Below are 16,988 nucleotides of genomic sequence, written 5' to 3' on the forward strand. Positions count from 1 at the left end.
ATGGGCACATTCTACGCAATCCGAAGGTGCTGCACCAAAGGATATTCGCGAGGTTTAAAAATTTTCGTTCTCTATTTTGCGGCGAATTGACTCTGTAAGGATCTCTGCAATAATTTCGGGAAATTCGGTCCTGCCAGGAGCGGCTGTTTCAGGTGGAACGACTGACAAAAACGTGGATAGGACGCGATGGACACGAAAAGACCCTGGAACAATAAATTATTGCAGAGTCTTATAGCGTTCTGGGCGACCTTGATTGGCAGTCTGATTTACTTTGATATGCCGTCAGAACTGCGCAATGTCAGCCACACTGATCAGACTTGGCTGGATGAATTGACATGGATGGATCCACGGCTGCAACAGGAAATCGCAGTAAGCCCCGTTACTGTGGTCAAAGGCCCCTTCAGGCATAATTACGATATCAACTTCAGGATCACCAATCTCCTGCCGAAGACTCGATGCTTTGTGAAGCTTGATCTGCGTCTCAAAGGGGTCCTGCTCCCGTCAATAGTTTATGCCCGAAGTCGCCTGATGCGATTGGGTCGAACTGAAACGGCGACCTGTCTCAGGCCCGGGGAAACGGGCTTTGTTCTCACCAGTAAACTTTCAATGACAAAATTCACGGGTATAGAATTGCATTCCATCGCATCGAGCGACGTTGATGACGAGCCAGTGCCGGTGAATGATGTTCGTGTCCTGTCGCAGACTCTCGAGGGATCCCATATTAAGGTCGTTTTGAAAAATGAAGCGCTGGCCGAAGGTTTCGCCTCCGTTGGTTTCAGTCAATGGGTCATCACGAGCGACGAAAAAATAATCGGCAGCGGTCATTTGAGTTCGGACTCAGTTCAGGACAAAAAGTTTGTCAGGCTCCACGAAACTGTGGAAATTAAAACCAGATCTCACATGAAAGGGCCTTTGCCTGAGAATGCAAAGCTCCATATTATTTTAGGTTCAATGGAATAAGCCCTGCAGCACTTCACCAATAGGAATCGAAAATCCATGAGTATGTCACGCCTATGTATGATTGTCCTGGGATTGGCTTCCATCACTTCCGCCTGCGGTGGATCCAGCAGTAAAAGCGGGGGACCCGATGGCGAGCTCAGGCCGGGTTACGAAGGTCCTTCCCTACAAGCTCCGATCCTTGATCCTCCACGTCTGGAATTTAATTTTGCCGACGCGCGATTGAAACAGGAGATAACCGTCGGCCCTGCTTCGATGCTTGGCAAATTTTTATTTGAAAAGGGCGTTTACAGTCATAGGATTGGCTTCAAAGTCACGAACCTCCTCGAAACCACCCGGTGTTTTATGAGGCTTGATCTTCGAGCTGATGGATATCAATCACCAGGTCTCATGGGCATGACATTTGTTCGAGGTCGTTTGATGAAGGTAGGGCCGGGGAGTACCAACACGTGCCTGGAACCCGGTGGAACAGGTTTCGTCGTGGATGATGTGGAGTCACGATTGCCAGAACCCAGGACTCTCACACTCCATGGCATCGACGATAATGGCCATGGCGCAGAAGCTGAGCCGTTGAATGAAGTCAGCGTCCTGTCACAAACGCTGACCTCGGATGGTTTCAAGGTCGTTCTTAGAAACGACGCGCTGCCTGATGGGTTGGATACCCTGGGATTTACCAAGTGGGTTATCACCTCGGGTGACGCAATCCTGGAGTGGGGCTTTTTGGATATCTCCTCCAGTCGAGACAAGACGGTCGTTCCCCTCAACGAAACTGTCGAAATTACCGTGAGCGCGTTCCTAAAGGGCTCCCTGCCTCAGAATGCCAGGCTCCATATCATCATGGATAGCATGGAGGACTGGAATTCTTAATTCACTGTCATTTCGTGCAGTCCAGGCAGGTCCACTCGATTGCGCCATCGCCCAACCCGAAACGTTGAGCGGTGTAGCTCTCCAGATCGATGAGAAAACCAGTCGGCCGACGATTCTCCGAGCAGCAACCGTTGCAATCAGAATCCGCGCACATATCATAAACTTTCACATCGATCTGCGCTGACTTATGGCGAAGGCGCAGAGTCTTGAGTTTGTATTGCGGGAAATCAGCCGAGTGAACGGCGGCTATGTTCGTCGCTTTTACCCAGCTCTGAGACTGCTTGTCAGGAAGAGCAGCAAACATGCCAGCCCAGGCGCAACCATTGTATTTCAAACATTCTTCACTGCCGGGGTCCGGGTAGGAGGTGAAATTCGTGAGATTGGCCTGGCGCCAGATCGCGGATGGTTGTGAAATTTCGTCGGCGATCGTTTTTAAAAGAGACGTTTCATCAGCTGTATCCTGCGAGATCTCCCAGATCATGACGCCACCCGCTTCCTGACGAGCCAATTTCGTTTTGGCTCGCATGGTCGGTTGTCCATTATAGTCCAGGCCATCGTTGGCTGTATCGGACGCTGCTGCGGAAGCTCCGTATTTGCTGATGATATCCTTATAGGCCACATAACCCTTGGCCCGCGAATAGAAAGGGACACCGAGAATCAGCTTGTCCCGATTCAGCCCTTCGGTTCTCTTCCAATGGACTATCGCTTTTTCCGCGGCAGCAAGACTGGAGTGTGGTGCATCCAAATCATAGACCATGATATTCAGGTAATCGACCGCGCTGATGATGCCTGGATCGGTCGAGCCTGGAAAATCGGAAGCCGTCACCGCCGCCGAGAGAAGTTTGCCCTTTGCATGCAGTCTGACCGATAGCGCCTTCATCAAAGCCTGAAAGCCAGGGACTTCATTCCCATCGGGATATTCCCAGTCGATTTCCACGCCATCAAGCTGCCAGGTGGTGACGAACTGCAAGACGTTGTCGACAAAGGCTTGCCGATAAGCGGCGTTGGCAGCGAGCTGGACAAAGGCTGAATCATCGCCATCATTCCAGCCACCGATTGCAATCAGGACCTTGACTTTGCTGGCATGAGCACGCTGCACCAGTTGGGTTAAACGCTCCGGATCCTCTAAAGCCGACAGGCGACCGTCAGGAGTCGGCAGGAGAAAGGAATAATTAATATGCGTGAGCCGGTGATAGGGAATGCTCTCAACATCACCCGACCACGTGGGGAAGTAACCCACGACCTTGAAATCCGAGCCTGGCGGCACGGCACTGGCACGAACAGTTGACGATGAGCGCTCCACGGGCCGAAAGCACGAAGCCATCAGCATGAGGCCCAGGATCCATAATTGTTTCATCGGACTCCCTCTCATTTCTGATAGACACGCACATAATCAACCAGCATCTTCTGCGGCCAGACATTAGCATCCACACCCTGCGTACCGCCCCAATCCCCACCGATGGCAAGGTTCAGGATGATGTGGAAATTTTTCTGGAACGGCCAGGAATCATCGCCCTTATAATCATTGGGCGAGGTGTAATACTTCACGCTATCGACATAAAAATCGATGCGGTCCGGATACCACTCCATGGCATAAAGATGGAATTTTTCGGTGGCCTGGTTGGTGAACATCGTCCCGGTTCGCTGTTCAGGGCGCTTCCAGTTATAGTTCTGCGAATGAGTCGTGGCATGAATGCGGTTATTCTCGTAGCCCACGTGCTCCATGATATCGATTTCACCACAGGCCGGCCAACCGCGACTCTTGTTGTCGGGCATCATCCAAAAGGCTGGCCATGTGCCTTTGCCGCTTGGAAGTTTGATACGGGCTTCGACCCGGCCGTAAGTCCAGCTGGCTTTACCCTGGGTTTTCAAGCGTGCAGACGAATATTCCAGGCCCTGGAAATAATCGCGACGCCCTTCGATCACGAGGTTGCCTTGTTCCACGCGGGCATTTTCGGAACGATGCCCCGTATAATTTTGCAGTTCATGGTTAACCCAACCCGGCTTTTGCACCTCATAGGACCATTTGGATTCGTCGATGGTATGGCCGTTGAATTCGTCAGACCAAATCAACGTCCAACCGTTTCGATGGGGTGAAGCTGGATTCGAGCCGATGATCCAATGTTCCCAGGGACCAAGCTCGGCGCCGAATGAAAAGACATTCCCGCCGCCACCGTTCTCAGCCGACAGCCATTGCCCGGACGTTACAGCCTGGAGTCCAATGCTGTCGCCGTCCCGAATGGTTCCGCTGCCCGCGGCTTTCACCATGCGGAACGTCTCCCAGTCCTGCTGGTTGCGACTTTCGGCGTTAATGTCGAAGGTCGTGTCGCCCGGAGGCGCCTGGACAAAAAAACCACCCGAAGTTTGCAAGTGGACAAGGTCACCGCTTTCCAAAGAACCACCGTTCTTATCCAGCAGGGTAAAGGTTTCCCATGCCTGGGCTGCCATGCGATTCGCCGTGACCTGACCCCCGCCTTCATTTTCGGCTGTCAAAAAGCGATTCAATATTCTGGTTCTTAATGTGATGGGTGAGGTGCTGCCAGCAGCGACGATGCGGGATTCTGTGTCTTCAGTGTGAAGGGGACTGGTGTTGCGATCGGCACAACTGCTTCCGGCAAGACCAAGAATGATAAGACCAGTGACCTGATGGAATGGTATGCGCCTTGGCTTTTTCATGATTTTCCTCTCCTTTGCAACGCACGATGGGACAAGGAGTCGGCCCAATGCCGACTGCAATCGCACGCAGGTTGTTGAGATGGGTGATGTGTTCAGGCGGTAACAGAAGACGCAAAGCTAGAGAGCATGCATTGATCCCAATGCATCATGTGAAATTCAGTCCGCCCGTATCAAGGTTTATCACATAGATATTTCAAGATTGGAATTACATTTCGGCATTCGAATTCATTTTTTTCGATTATTTTGCGTTGCCTGATGGCGACAGCAACCGAGACGTGTGAAAAACTTCGCGTCTCTGTTCTCAAAAGACAACATACTTCGCGAGACGTGTGAAATGAATTTAAGCTGCGGTTTGATGGGGCGCTTGATCTTTGCGTAGTTCCAGCACGAAACATGTATGGGGCAGGCTTTGATCCACATAAATATGTCCACCATGCCTTTCCATTAGGCTTTTGGAAATGGACAGGCCGAGTCCGGTGCCTTTGCCGATTTCCTTGGTGGTGAAGAACGGATCGAAGATGCGCTCGGCTACAGCGGGTGGAATGCCGGGGCCACAATCCATGATGCGAATGCGAATCAGATCACCTTGGTCCTCGGCATGAATTTCCACCCAGGCCTTATTCATGGTTTCCGTGGCGTCGTACGCATTGTTCAGCAGATTGATCAGGATCTGACAGATCTGACCCGCGTTGCAGCGCAGATGAACGGGTTCCGCCGGCAGAACGACCCGCAGAGCGACACCGTTATGGGCAAAGCGACTTTCGCACAGGCTCAGCGCATCGTGGATCACCGCTTCCAGCGTCGTCTCAGTGAACTCGTCATGGGTCGTATCGCGCGAAAGATTACGCAGCCCGTTGACGATTTTGCGAATACGATCGGTCGCCTTTTGAATGCGTTCGTGGAAAGCGATGGCTTTATCCTGGGTCAGCTGATCCTTTTGAATCAGGGTGGCCATATTTTCGGCATAGCCACTGATAATCATCAGGGGATTATTGATTTCATGGGCAATGCCGCCCGCCATTTCACCAAGCGAGGCCATCTTCGCTGTTTGAATCATGGTCTGCTGCTGTTCCATGACGGTGCGGGTGCGTTCCTCCACCTTCTTTTCCAAGGCATTGTTGGCTTCTTTGAGCTGCCTCATAAGGTCCGCGCGCATGCGGGTGATCTTGCTGCCAATGGCTGAGGACAGCACCAGGATTTGAAAATCGAGGGCAAAGAGTCCGGCATTCTCCGTCAGCATGCTGCGTTGAATCCAGCCATACTGAAGGCCAATCATGATGATCAGCGCCAGGACATATCCACTCCAACCCAGCAGATAGTTGCGGGCCAGGTCATGGCCCTTCCGCCAGGCAACGAAAGCAAAGGACAGACAAAGCATCAGGCACAGCACCATGTTCGCGTCGATGAGATACTGGAATTTACGCGAAACATTGGCGGCTAACAGAACGCAGCAAAGGACGTTGGAAATCTGTCCGGCCAGGAACAAACGGTCAAACGTCGGCGACATGCGGCAGGTGTCGAAGAAGGATCGGGTGAAGCGCAAGCCGCTGGCCATGCTGATGGCAGCAATGCACGCGACCCAGCGGTTGGTCCATGCCGGGAGCCCGAGCACCGTGAAACCACCCGTGGCGCCGAAGCTGGCGACGATCAAACAAAAAGCATAGAGCGAGAAATTCGCCAGATCCAGGTCACGCAGAAACAAAAAGAGGATCAGGTTATAAATTAAAAGGCCTGCGGCGAATCCGGCCAGCATGAAGCCAAAGGAAAAAGCATTGAAGGGACCTTCATAGGCGGAAAAGGTCGGCGGTAGCGCTTCAAATTTCAGACCGGTAATATCTGGCAGAAAGATCTTGAGCAGAATCTGCAGACGTTCATTTGGTTTTGTTTGTAGCTGCAGCAAGGGATAGCGATGGCGTATGGTTTGAGCGGGAAGGGCCTGAAGTTCACTGCCGACCACAAGCCAGGCTTGAAATTCGGAGATCAAAGTATTTTTGATATGAAGAATATCTGTGGGGGCAACGTTGTCCAAAGATCGTATATCGAGGAGAAACCAATGGGAGCTGTCGCTATAGGGGGCGTCGATGCCCTGGAAGGCCCTAGGCTTCGCTTGCATGCTTTGCAGGGCTTCGGCCGGCGTGAGTCTATGCTGCGGATCCTCCCAGTGAAGAACCTGGTCGATCACGAGAGTCTGGGCCTGCAGAGCCTGTGTCACGAGCCCTAGGCATGCCATAAATAGCAGGTATATTGGATACTTGACCAAGCGCTTTCCTCAACAAGACAGACTCACCCTTGGTATCGGCAATCTTGAAGAAAGCTTGAATAGTTCGAGAGTTAGATATAATCGTCGATTTCCAGGGTCAGCGGACCGAAGGCCCGGCACTGGCAGGCGAGCCGTTCGTCCGGTGCCGCCTGCATGGCTTTCAGAAAATCGGCCTCGGCCGATGTTGGCGGCGAAAGATGGTCGGCGCCTTCCTTGACGTGAACGATACAGATTCCACAATCGGCTTTGCGACAGTCGAATTCCAGCCATTCGCAGTGTTTGCCGAGGGCCTGCAGGCCGAGGCCATGGCGCAAAGGAACAATTTTCGTGTGGCCCTTGTGAATGATCGTAACAGGATGAGTTTCAACCGACATAAAAAACTCCGCAGGAATTCAACCGATTCTGTAACATGGCCCTTGAAAAAAGTCACCTACGGCTGTCATCGCTTCAACACCGTGCATACTTTGGTCAGCTGCAGCGAACGGTGTTACGCCTCTTGAGGCAGCTCTGTGAACCTTGAGACCTGATCTAACAAGCCATAAATTCTCGCTAAATTCAAACTCCTGGGTTTTTTCTGCGGGCAAAAGCTCAGTCCATACGAATTATACGTGAGGGACTATATTTTGCTTTGGACTGTTTTGGCATGATTTGTCCTGTGGCACACCTGAACTGAGGTTGAAAATGAAAGCTGATCCTTGCCTGCTGTACCTGCCTCTGCTGATGTTATCCATGTTTTCTGCCTGTCGTGCTCCCTTAACAATTGAGGATGATGGCAGTCGACTGGCTGAAGTCTCCATTCAAGAACTTGAAAATCAGGATTACACGAGCTACCAGTTTGCTTTGGAGCAACAGGATGGTAGCTACAAGATCCCCAGAACGACCTACAATCGTGGCAGTCAGAGCATTGCTGCCAAAGTCCCTGTGGGTACCTATAAAATCATCCTCGACTATTTCAAGGATAAGGACCTGACTCTGAGCACATCATTTTGCAAAGATGGTGTTCGCAATGATGTGCAGGCGTTCAAGGCCGGCCTGAACAGTGTGGTCGTTTCCATTTGTAACATCAAAGCCGATCCGGTGGCGTCCACGGTGGTGATCAAGCCCGTGCCTACCGAGACCGCGCCCAAGCCAGGAAGCAAACCGACCCCGACCCCAACTCCCACTCCAACAGCCGCCGAGACCTTTACCATTCAAAATGGCAATCTGGTCGACCCGAGCGGCAAGACGTTTATTCTTCGTGGCATCAATATACCCTTCGCCTACTACTTTGATCAGTCCTTCAATGCGATTGAAAATACCAAGGCCATGGGCTTTAACTCGGTTCGCGTGGTCTGGTGCGCGGATAACTATCAGGACCCGAGCGGCCGGTGTCAGACGAAAGATTTCCGCCCTGCAGCCGACCTGGATCGAGTCCTCACCAAAATCATCGATCAGCGAATGGTGCCGGTTTTTAACCTGCAGAATGCCACGGGTCAAAATACGGCAGATTCCCTGCAGCTGATGGCTGACTATCTGATTCGCGACGATATCAAGGCCGTTCTGATGAAGCATAAGAAAAACATCATCGTGAACATTGCCAACGAATGGATGGGCGATTGGGCCAAGAACCGGACCTGGGTTGATGGCTACAAGGCCGTGGTCGCTAAGATCCGCAAAGCAGGTCTGCCGCACGTACTGATCGTCGATGCCCGTGGCTATGGTCAGGATTTTTCAAGCATCGAAGAATCCGCAACGGAACTCATGGCTCTTGATAAGAATCTGATCTTCTCTTCGCATATGTATGCAGTTTATAACACTGATCAGATGGTTCAGGAAAAACTGAATTATATCCGGAGCAAAAAAATACCCTATATGATCGGTGAATTTGGCTGTTCGCACTTTGATGACAAAACCGGCATCAACAATACTGTCGCCTGTGATGCGATCCTACGAGAAGCGGCGAACAGCGCCTATCCCATCGGTCACATGGCTTGGTCCTATGCTGGCAACCGTCAGCAGGAAGTGGATCTGGATGTGTTTAATGCGGCTGATTGGAAAACCTTGTCAGCTTATGGCGAGAAAGTTGTGAATAGCACCTATGGTGTGAAAGCCACTTCGAAGCAAGCCTGCTTCTTTGATGCTATGCTTTGTCAATAAGGGGTTTGTGGGCCTGAATCGGGCCCACCCCCTCCTTCACCCATTATAATCCATAGACCAAAGCACGGCTCGGACTGGTGAGGCATCGGCATCAGCCAAAGCCAAAGGCAGAGCTGTCAGCTTCCAATAGCCGGCAGGGACGCGGTCAAGGTCAATCCCCTCAAGCACAGCAAAATCGTTGCGATACAGCGCCTGATGGGATGGCAAATCTTTGGAATCCGCGGGATCCACGGAAGGCGTATCAATGCCGACCAGCTGGACTCCAAGTTCTGCCAGGGCATCAATCAGCTCGGGCGAGAGCGAGGTAAAGGCCATCTGGAACGGTTCCGTATGCTGAAAGGAGCAGCTCTTAAACAGCACGCGGGGCGCTTCAATCGAATCCAGAGGCACGTCGGATGGAAGAATGCGCCGCGGCCCGACATGCTGCACGTCAATCACCTGGCAACGTCCCATATAGAGCCGCAGATCCCGCTGTTCGATCGAGGCTCCATTACGGTGGTAATGGCTCGGCGCATCCGCATGCGCTCCGATATGCAGGGTGGATTTGATCCAGGAAAGACCCAGATGATCGCCCTGCTCGAAACCCATCGTCACGTGTCGCTCGTAAGCCTGATCGCCTGGAAAAACCGGGCTTCCTGGCCTAATTCTGGGCGAGATATCAAAGTACTCCAAAAGCTTCTCCTTCAGGGCCGCGCGATGACTTTGAATTCCACGGCGATCGGGGTGGGCAGCGCGCCCACTTCCACGGTTGTGCGCGTGGGACGAATATGTTTGAAAGCCTCATTGTAAACTTCATTGTAGCCAGGAAAATCCTGGGCCATGTTGGTCAGGAACGCTTGAACATCAATGACCTTCTCCAGGGATGACCCGGCCTCTTCCAGGATTTTTTTGATATTGTCGATCACCGACTGCGTTTGCACGCGAATATCATAGCTCACCACCTTGCGCTGCGCGTCGAAGACGATCCCGGGAATATCTTTCGTTCCATGCTTGCGGGGGCCGATGCCTGACAAAAATAAAAGATCTCCATAACGCCTGGCATGTGGATACGTACCCACCGGCTCGGCACTGGTCTTGCTGACGATTTCGTAATCGGGCAAAGGCGATGCAGGCATGACCGGCGGCGCCTTCCGCATCACGGGTGCTGGAATCACCAGCTGGGAAGAGGGTTGGACCACCGGTCTCGTGACACGTTCAAAGTCGGTCAGCTCTTCCACCATCTCGGCCTGGCTGCCTTCCTCCGAACCCAGCGTGCTTTCCAGAGGTCGAGCCACGACGGGAGCGGTTGGTGTGAGAGCCACGAGGGCCGCGCCTGCACCCCAAACGGGTTCATAACCGTGGATATGGCCTTCAAATTGATTGGTCTGTCCCAGAAGTCCATTCAGCCACCACATGCCTTTGAATTTCTGATCACCGTTGGCCTGGCGCGCGAATTCACGCACGGTTTGGGCGACATCCTCGACATCACCGGCGCCCAGCATGTCGAGAATCTTGCGGTTCCATTCATCGTCCTTGCGTGACGACACCTTGTCCTGCCTCGGGTCAATTTTTTCAATATGAAAGCGATTGGAAAGATTGGAGACCAGAACAGCGACAGCTTTTTTGCCAGATTTTTGCAGAGCGCGCGCTGCGGCCTGGCCGATGCGCGTGGTCTCCTCTTTCTCACTGTACATATTGCAGGAGACAATGGCGGCAGGCAGTCGATTGTTGGGATTCAAGAGCTTTTGAGCAACGATGGTTCCCGTGTCGATGGGAAAACCTCGATAGTTGATCAAGCGCGTTTTATACCCAAGCTGATCCACTTCCGCGGCGTAGCTGGCGGCAAAATCGGTATCGATAAGGAATTGATAGGGAATCGAACCCAATTCATGCCAGTTCTGATCCACATGCACCCACTCGGGTTTCGGATCAGCCTGAAAGGTGTAGCCCAGGATCGAAAGCCACTGGGTGGAGTAGTATAAAATCAAATCTGCCTGCTGCTGCTGAATATCCTCGGCCAAAGCCTGGTAGGCGGCCCGCAAGCGGCCCCAGGCGGGGGACTGGTCCGGAGCCAGGAGAACCTGCGGCATGCCGGAGACGATATAGGCTTTGCTGATCAAAGAACCTTCCACAATTATGCTCCTTGAATCAAGCTGGGATTCCATTCAACGACCGCATTGCCAGTTCCAATCACCGTGCCATAGCCGTGAACGACGGCCGGATAACTCGGCACTTCCATGGCTTCCAGCATCCAGGTCAGGGCTCCGGCCTTGGTTTCCGCACTGGCCATCTCGTTAAATTCCGGCATGATGTCCAGCAGCTCGCGGCACTGACCGCGGCGCATCATGTCGAGGATCTTCATATCCCAGAGGTACTGGCCGTGATGGTGAATGCGTTCGAAACTCATGTCCTCGGGAATATCCGGTTCATGCACGAAATGTCGATGCGAAAGGGAATTGGAGGCCAGCAGCACGCAACGTTTCCCGGAGGCTTCCACCGCGCGCCTTGTGGCATGGCCAACGTCCGCCGCCACCTGGTTGCCCACTTCATTGGAGAAATAGAAAGCCGCTTGATTCGAGGAGATAAAGACCACGGGAATATCCCAGTCAGGATTAATCAGATGCAGACTGATGATGCTGCCATAATCCAGACGGAAGTCAGGATTGGTCACCAGGGTTGTGCTCATGCCGGCCTGTTCGCATTGGCCCATGATGGCCTTCGAAAGTTCGACATCCACGCGAACATCATAATGATAGCGGAAAAGATGCGGAAAAATGGGATCAACGGACAGACCCTTGAAATGGGGCAATCCTAAAAAGTGATGACCGACCACGGTGGGCCAGTGTGGAGAATGCACGATCAGTGCGTCTGGCTTGAGGGCTTTGATATTGGTGCGACACCGTTCATAAGCCCAACGCAGAACTTCCCAGCCACATTCCGCACGCGGTTCATTCTGCGGAGGATTTTCAGCATAAACGAGATGCGGCGGATGGGGTGAAAGCACCCCGGCGACGATCTGGCCTTTCATAGACGATTCCTTCCAATCTGCAGACAGACATTCTTTTCTTCGGTATAAAATTCCAGGCTGTAATCCCCGCCCTCACGACCGATACCAGAATCCTTCATGCCACCAAAGGGCACGCGCAGATCGCGCAGCATCCAGGTGTTGACCCAGATTTGGCCCGCTTTGATATCCGCAGCCGCATGGTGCGCGGTGTCCAGATTTTGCGTCCAGATCGTGGCGGCCAGGCCATAGCGTGTGCTGTTGGCTTTTTCCACGGCATCGGCGTAGTCGGTGAAGGGCGTGATCGTCACAACGGGACCAAAAACTTCCTGCTGCATAATTTCTGAGGACGCATCCTGGGTGCTGATCACCGTGGGTGCGAAATAAAAGCCTTTTTGGAGGGCCGCAGAAGGGGCGACCCGCTCGCCGCCACAAAGAATCGTGTGACCCTGAGCCTTCGCGCGCTGCACAAAACCGTCCACCTTTTCCAAGTGCTCGGCACTGACCAAAGGACCCATGAAACTTTCCGCCGATTCGGGATCACCAACTTTGAGCTGGCGGATGCGTTCGACAAAGAGTTCGGTGAATTTAGGCAGGAGGCTTTCCTGCACGAAGAGCCGCGAGGTGCAAAGACAGATTTCACCCTGATTAAGAAACGAGGAACGCACCGTGGTGGTCAAGGCCGCTTCCAAATCGCAATCGGCAAAGATCAGACCAGGATTTTTTCCACCGAGTTCAAAACTGATTTTTTTATAAAGCGGGGCGGCCCGACGACCGATGATGGCCGCAGTATCCGTTCCGCCGGTAAAGGAAATCAACGGCACATAGGGATGCGCGACCAGGGCATCACCGGCCTTTTCGCCCAGCCCGAACACAAGATTGCAGACGCCCTTGGGAAGACCGACTTCGTCCATGACCTGGGCTAACAGAAAAGCTGTGGCCGGGGTCAGCTCCGACGGTTTGGCGACTGCGGTATTGCCAGCCGCGAGAGCCGGGGCTATTTTCCAGGTTAAAAGATAGAGCGGCAAATTCCAGGGTGATATCAATCCGGCGACGCCCACAGGCTCGCGTCTTGTGTAATTCAGAACTTCGGGACTGGTTTGAAAGGCCCGTTCCTGTTGATGGAGGATGGCACCCGCAAAGAAACGAAAGTTTTCCACCGCCCGCGGAATATCCATACTGCGCGCCAGGTGAATGGGTTTGCCCTGATCCCGGCTCTCCGCGGCGGCGAAGATGTCCAGTTTCTGCTCAATGGCATCGGCGATTTTATAAAGATACTGGGCTCGCTCCTGCCTTTTCAATTTATGCCAGGCTGGAAAAGCGGCCTTGGCCGCAGCGACCGCCCGATCCACATCGGCCGCTGTGGAATCAGGCAACTGCCCATACACCGCGCCGTCGCGAGGCCGATAATTATCGAGAAACTGCCCGGAGGCAGGTGCAACAAAAGAACCATCAATATAGTTGAGAATCCGATCCATCCTGCCAGCCTTTCACATAGGAATCCGGGTTGTAAAACCAGCGATCCTGATCGGGATCCCAGTCATCCCAGGGTTTGACGTCCGACATGTTCTTGCGCAGATCGGGTGGAATGATCTCCTCGACGATAAACGCCTTCTGACGTTCGAGCGGGTAGGGGTTGCGCAGTTCAAAACCGAGCACACCCAGCACCCAGCGCGCCACGTACCATGTCGCCCGGGGATCCCAGCCGTGAGACATTTTGATGACCACGCCCAGACCTTCGGGATAATCAGGATGCAGAATGCTGAGGCCCAGCAGTCCATCCGCGCCTTCCTTGGCGATCACGCGACCGCCACAGGATTTCAAAATGGTCGAATCCAGGCGATTGAATCCCCCGATGTGATCGGGATGACGAATCATCGCCTCCCAAATCCAATCCTCATCCTTGCGAACGGCGAGGTCAGCAAACAGAGCCGCCAGCTCATTGACCGTCATGGCCAGGGTCGGCAGTCCACAGCCATCCTTCGCAAAGACGGACGATTGCAGATCCGCTCCCAGGATTTCGCGCACCTTGGCAACATAGACCTGATGGAAGGGGTGTTGCGGCAGGGTATAACCGATACGCGCCCAATGGTTGATCGCACAGGCCCTTAGAATCGCCGCATGCTTGCCGGAGCAGCTGTGATACCAGCGGCGCGGTCGCCGCAGCTGTTTTCCGAACTGCATGAGCGGCAGGGAATGGGGTGTTTGCAAAAGACCATATTCCGAAGGTTTCAGGATATCCCGCACGGCCTCGATATGAATCGGCTCAGCATTGTGCGACGCAATCGAAACAGCTTTGGATTCCCAACTCAAATGAGGATCCAGTTCCTTGGCGATCACTTTGATTTGAACCGGCTTCATCATGGAACGGCCATAGCAAAGAACGTTGCCGCCATAAGAATGATAGGGCTTTTTACCTTTAAACCAGGCGACAGCACCATGCACGGTGACCTCGGGCACACCGTTGCGGCGATAGTCGACCAGCGGAACCCAGGTGTTGTCGATCATTGTGCATCCTTCATCAGCAGGGGCCTTGTCTGATGCCAGAAGGCTTCCATGCTGGCTTTGATGGCCGCATTATCGTGATTGTTAAAATCAAACCAGAGCATCAGGCGGTCCTCGGGATGATACTTGGCCTTGAGCTGCTGCGCCACGTCCTGGGGGTTGCCATAAACCGCATTTTCCACGGCTTCGGCCACTTTGCGTGGATCAAGCGTGCCTTCCATCGCGCGCCAGTAATTTTCCAAGGCGCTTTGCGCGGACGCCCGTGCTTTGCTCCGCTGCTGATCCGGCGACAGATGCGCATCACCATTTAAAAAAATCAGCGAGGTGCGCGGCATGTAGGATCGGTTCCACGCACCACCTTCGGCATGGTAATGCTGAGTCATGCGCTCATGCGTGGCTTCAATGGTGCTGGTTGGGGTAATGGAAAGATTGAAAACCCAGCTGGGGAAATAACGGTTGGCCAGAATCTGCACCTCAGGATCGTGCGATCCGACCACCAGCTGCAAAAGATCAAGTGGGGCTTCGAAAGGAATCACTCCCACCTTATCAAATTCCCAAAAAGGTGGAATCAGCACACCTTCGTCCTGGGTTCTGTAGGGCACGCGTTCCAGCACGCTCAGGTCCTTGAGAAACTTGCGAGGCAAAATCTGCGGCGCCAGGTCCTGGCTGCTGAAGACTTCATTTTTCAAACTGCGCAGAAAAATTTCCGTGGCCTGATTGAAGATGAGACCTTTGATGACAGACCATCCGGCTTCTTCCAGTTCATTACGGGGTTTGATGCCATAGGGTTTATTGGAAAAAGGAAAACGACCCGCAGCAAAACCGAGAAAGAGTTTACGCTTTTCCTGGGGATCCAGGGTGTGCAGAGTGAAAAAAGTCTTCAAAGCCTCGGCATGGGCCAGCGGTCCGCCATTGCAGAGAATATTGCGAATCGCCGAACCCAGATTGATCCGTTGAGTCAGGCCGAAGGCTTTATGCGCCAGCTGAAAAATATCCGTGTTGAGGCCGATTTCGCCCTTGAAATGCGGAATCACCGCATCCGGGTTGCATTTCTGTGTTTCACAGGACAGATGGGTTTCGGCGACCCAGGCGGTTTCGAAACCCAAGGCATCAGCCAGCTTAAGCTGATCAAAGAAATTCTGAAACATCACCCTTTCATTCGGCATATAGCCATCAATTTCCGTCTGGCAGATGGAAAAGAAAATATCGAATTTCATAAGCAGCCTGTCCTTCCCCCATCAACGGGCAGGTTGATGCCATTGATATAACCGGCCATCGGCGAAGCCAGGAATACGCAGGCATAGGCGAGTTCCTGAGCCTCGGCGAAACGTCCGACGGGGACATCCTTAAGGAAGCCTTTCTCGACCTCCTCGCGGCTCTGGCCGGTCTTCTGCACGTTGTTGACGAGAATCTGCTCCAGCCTTTGCGTGCTGGTGTAACCCGGCAAAATATTGTTGACGGTAATGCCGTGTGGCCCCAATTCCCCGGCGAGAGTTTTGGCCCAGCTGGCGACAGCGCCGCGCACCGTATTGGACACACCCAGATTGGGCAAAGGAATTTTCACGGACGTGGAAATGATGTTGATGATACGGCCAAATTTGTGTGCCCGCATATGGGGAACAAAGGCCTGCACCAGCAAAAGATTGGCCAGGACATGCTGGGTGAAAGCGGCGCCCAGGGACTCGGTTTCCGCAGCCAGGAGCAGTCCCGGGTTGGGGCCGCCGCTATTGCAAACGAGAATATCAACATCGACGCCTATGATGGCAACCGCGGCCCGCACCTGATTCAAATCGCTTACGTCACAGACGACGGGCCTATGGCCCTGACCCAGTCCTTCCAGGCTTTTCATGGTGGCTTCGAGGTTTTGCTGGCTGCGCGCCAGCACCGTGACGCGTGCTCCGGCGCGGGCGAGTTCGATCGCGCAGGCCTGTCCAATTCCTTTGGAAGCTCCGCATACAAGTGCATGCTTCCCCGTCATAGAATCCCGTGTAAACATAGTCAGCACAGCCCCTGATACCGGTGAATTTTGCCTCTCTTATACAGAGATACCGGGGGACTTGCAACGCGGCACTCGGGTTGGTTTCAGCGAACAGGGCGGCCCGAGGCCGCCCACTTAGACCATGGCTGGGAGCGGTTGCGAACGTGTAAAACCGAGGTTCTTGAAGCCAAAACGCAAAAGGTCCGTGGTGGTGATAATGCCGACAGGGCGATGCTTGGAATTCACCACTGGCATGGCATGGATGTGGTGCTCCAGCATCATTGCGGTGATCTGAGCCAGGTTATCCTGGGCGCCACAGGTGATGACATCGCGCTTCATAATGCTGGCCACGCGCGGAAACTCGCGATCGGAATTGGCAACTTCAGCCCAGGCGCGCAGCACATCGCGATCACTGACAAGGCCGCAGAGTTGGGAGTCGACGTCCACCACAACAAGTTGATGAATGTGATGGTGGCGTAATTTACTGAAGGCCTGGTAGATATCGTCGGATTCCATCACATCGACGACGTGCCGGGTCATGATGTCTTCAGCTTTCATGTTGGTTCCTCCTGAATCGATCGATCTTGCTGAAATGACTCATGCAAAACGAAGGCCAGCTGAGCGAA

General features: G+C 53.3%; 15 protein-coding genes. 3 read left to right on the forward strand and 12 right to left on the reverse strand.

What is annotated here, in order from left to right:
- The first annotated feature begins 186 nt into the window (after positions 1-186).
- Positions 187-960 carry a hypothetical protein gene (locus VE954_RS34010; protein ID WP_324961454.1) on the forward strand — a complete coding sequence of 258 codons (774 nt, stop codon included), beginning with the start codon at positions 187-189 and terminating at the stop codon, positions 958-960.
- Positions 961-996: 36 nt separating this feature from the next.
- On the forward strand, positions 997-1,824 hold the full coding sequence (locus VE954_RS34015; RefSeq protein ID WP_324961456.1) for a hypothetical protein: 828 nt from the start codon (positions 997-999) through the stop codon (positions 1,822-1,824).
- A 7-nt stretch (positions 1,825-1,831) separates the two neighbouring features.
- On the opposite strand, the gene VE954_RS34020 is transcribed toward VE954_RS34015, so the two are convergent.
- From VE954_RS34020 to VE954_RS34035, 4 genes are all read right to left on the reverse strand, one after another.
- Entirely contained in the window at positions 1,832-3,181 is a 1,350-nt protein-coding gene (locus VE954_RS34020; protein ID WP_324961458.1) for a glycosyl hydrolase family 18 protein, read from the reverse strand.
- Between the two features lie 11 nt (positions 3,182-3,192).
- Positions 3,193-4,500, reverse strand: coding sequence for a family 16 glycosylhydrolase (locus VE954_RS34025; RefSeq protein ID WP_324961460.1), 1,308 nt, complete (start codon positions 4,498-4,500; stop codon positions 3,193-3,195).
- 340 nt (positions 4,501-4,840) lie between these two features.
- Positions 4,841-6,760 (reverse strand): sensor histidine kinase, encoded by a 1,920-nt coding sequence (locus tag VE954_RS34030; protein ID WP_324961462.1) that lies wholly within the window; start codon positions 6,758-6,760, stop codon positions 4,841-4,843.
- 71 nt (positions 6,761-6,831) lie between these two features.
- On the reverse strand, positions 6,832-7,134 hold the full coding sequence (locus VE954_RS34035) for a 2Fe-2S iron-sulfur cluster-binding protein (RefSeq protein ID WP_324961464.1): 303 nt from the start codon (positions 7,132-7,134) through the stop codon (positions 6,832-6,834).
- Positions 7,135-7,441: 307 nt separating this feature from the next.
- Here VE954_RS34035 and VE954_RS34040 point away from each other — a divergent pair, with 307 nt between their 5' ends.
- Complete coding sequence (locus VE954_RS34040; RefSeq protein ID WP_324961466.1) at positions 7,442-8,896, forward strand: glycoside hydrolase family 5 protein; 1,455 nt, start codon at positions 7,442-7,444, stop codon at positions 8,894-8,896.
- 36 nt (positions 8,897-8,932) lie between these two features.
- On the opposite strand, the gene VE954_RS34045 is transcribed toward VE954_RS34040, so the two are convergent.
- The 8 genes from VE954_RS34045 to VE954_RS34080 all read right to left on the reverse strand — a co-directional run bounded on the left by VE954_RS34045 (position 8,933) and on the right by VE954_RS34080 (position 16,920).
- The gene (locus tag VE954_RS34045; RefSeq protein WP_324961468.1) at positions 8,933-9,568 is read right to left on the reverse strand and encodes a cyclase family protein; all 636 of its coding nucleotides are present in this window, start codon (positions 9,566-9,568) and stop codon (positions 8,933-8,935) included.
- 11 nt (positions 9,569-9,579) lie between these two features.
- Positions 9,580-11,007: a Rid family hydrolase gene (locus VE954_RS34050; RefSeq protein ID WP_324961470.1), complete on the reverse strand. Its 1,428-nt coding sequence runs from the start codon at positions 11,005-11,007 to the stop codon at positions 9,580-9,582.
- A 2-nt stretch (positions 11,008-11,009) separates the two neighbouring features.
- Complete coding sequence (locus VE954_RS34055; RefSeq protein ID WP_324961472.1) at positions 11,010-11,903, reverse strand: hypothetical protein; 894 nt, start codon at positions 11,901-11,903, stop codon at positions 11,010-11,012.
- Positions 11,900-13,357, reverse strand: coding sequence for an aldehyde dehydrogenase (locus VE954_RS34060; RefSeq protein ID WP_324961474.1), 1,458 nt, complete (start codon positions 13,355-13,357; stop codon positions 11,900-11,902). Before VE954_RS34060 ends, VE954_RS34055 begins: the two co-directional genes overlap by 4 nt.
- The gene (locus VE954_RS34065) at positions 13,332-14,387 is read right to left on the reverse strand and encodes an asparaginase (RefSeq protein ID WP_324961476.1); all 1,056 of its coding nucleotides are present in this window, start codon (positions 14,385-14,387) and stop codon (positions 13,332-13,334) included. The genes VE954_RS34060 and VE954_RS34065 overlap by 26 nt, the downstream gene beginning before the upstream one ends.
- On the reverse strand, positions 14,384-15,601 hold the full coding sequence (locus tag VE954_RS34070) for an LLM class flavin-dependent oxidoreductase (protein ID WP_324961478.1): 1,218 nt from the start codon (positions 15,599-15,601) through the stop codon (positions 14,384-14,386). The genes VE954_RS34065 and VE954_RS34070 overlap by 4 nt, the downstream gene beginning before the upstream one ends.
- On the reverse strand, positions 15,598-16,362 hold the full coding sequence (locus tag VE954_RS34075) for an SDR family oxidoreductase (protein ID WP_324961480.1): 765 nt from the start codon (positions 16,360-16,362) through the stop codon (positions 15,598-15,600). Before VE954_RS34075 ends, VE954_RS34070 begins: the two co-directional genes overlap by 4 nt.
- A 135-nt stretch (positions 16,363-16,497) precedes the next feature.
- The gene (locus tag VE954_RS34080) at positions 16,498-16,920 is read right to left on the reverse strand and encodes an HPP family protein (protein ID WP_324961482.1); all 423 of its coding nucleotides are present in this window, start codon (positions 16,918-16,920) and stop codon (positions 16,498-16,500) included.
- Positions 16,921-16,988 lie beyond the last annotated feature (68 nt).

It is taken from the genome of Oligoflexus sp., assembly GCF_035638955.1.
Lineage (GTDB): Bacteria > Bdellovibrionota_B > Oligoflexia > Oligoflexales > Oligoflexaceae > Oligoflexus.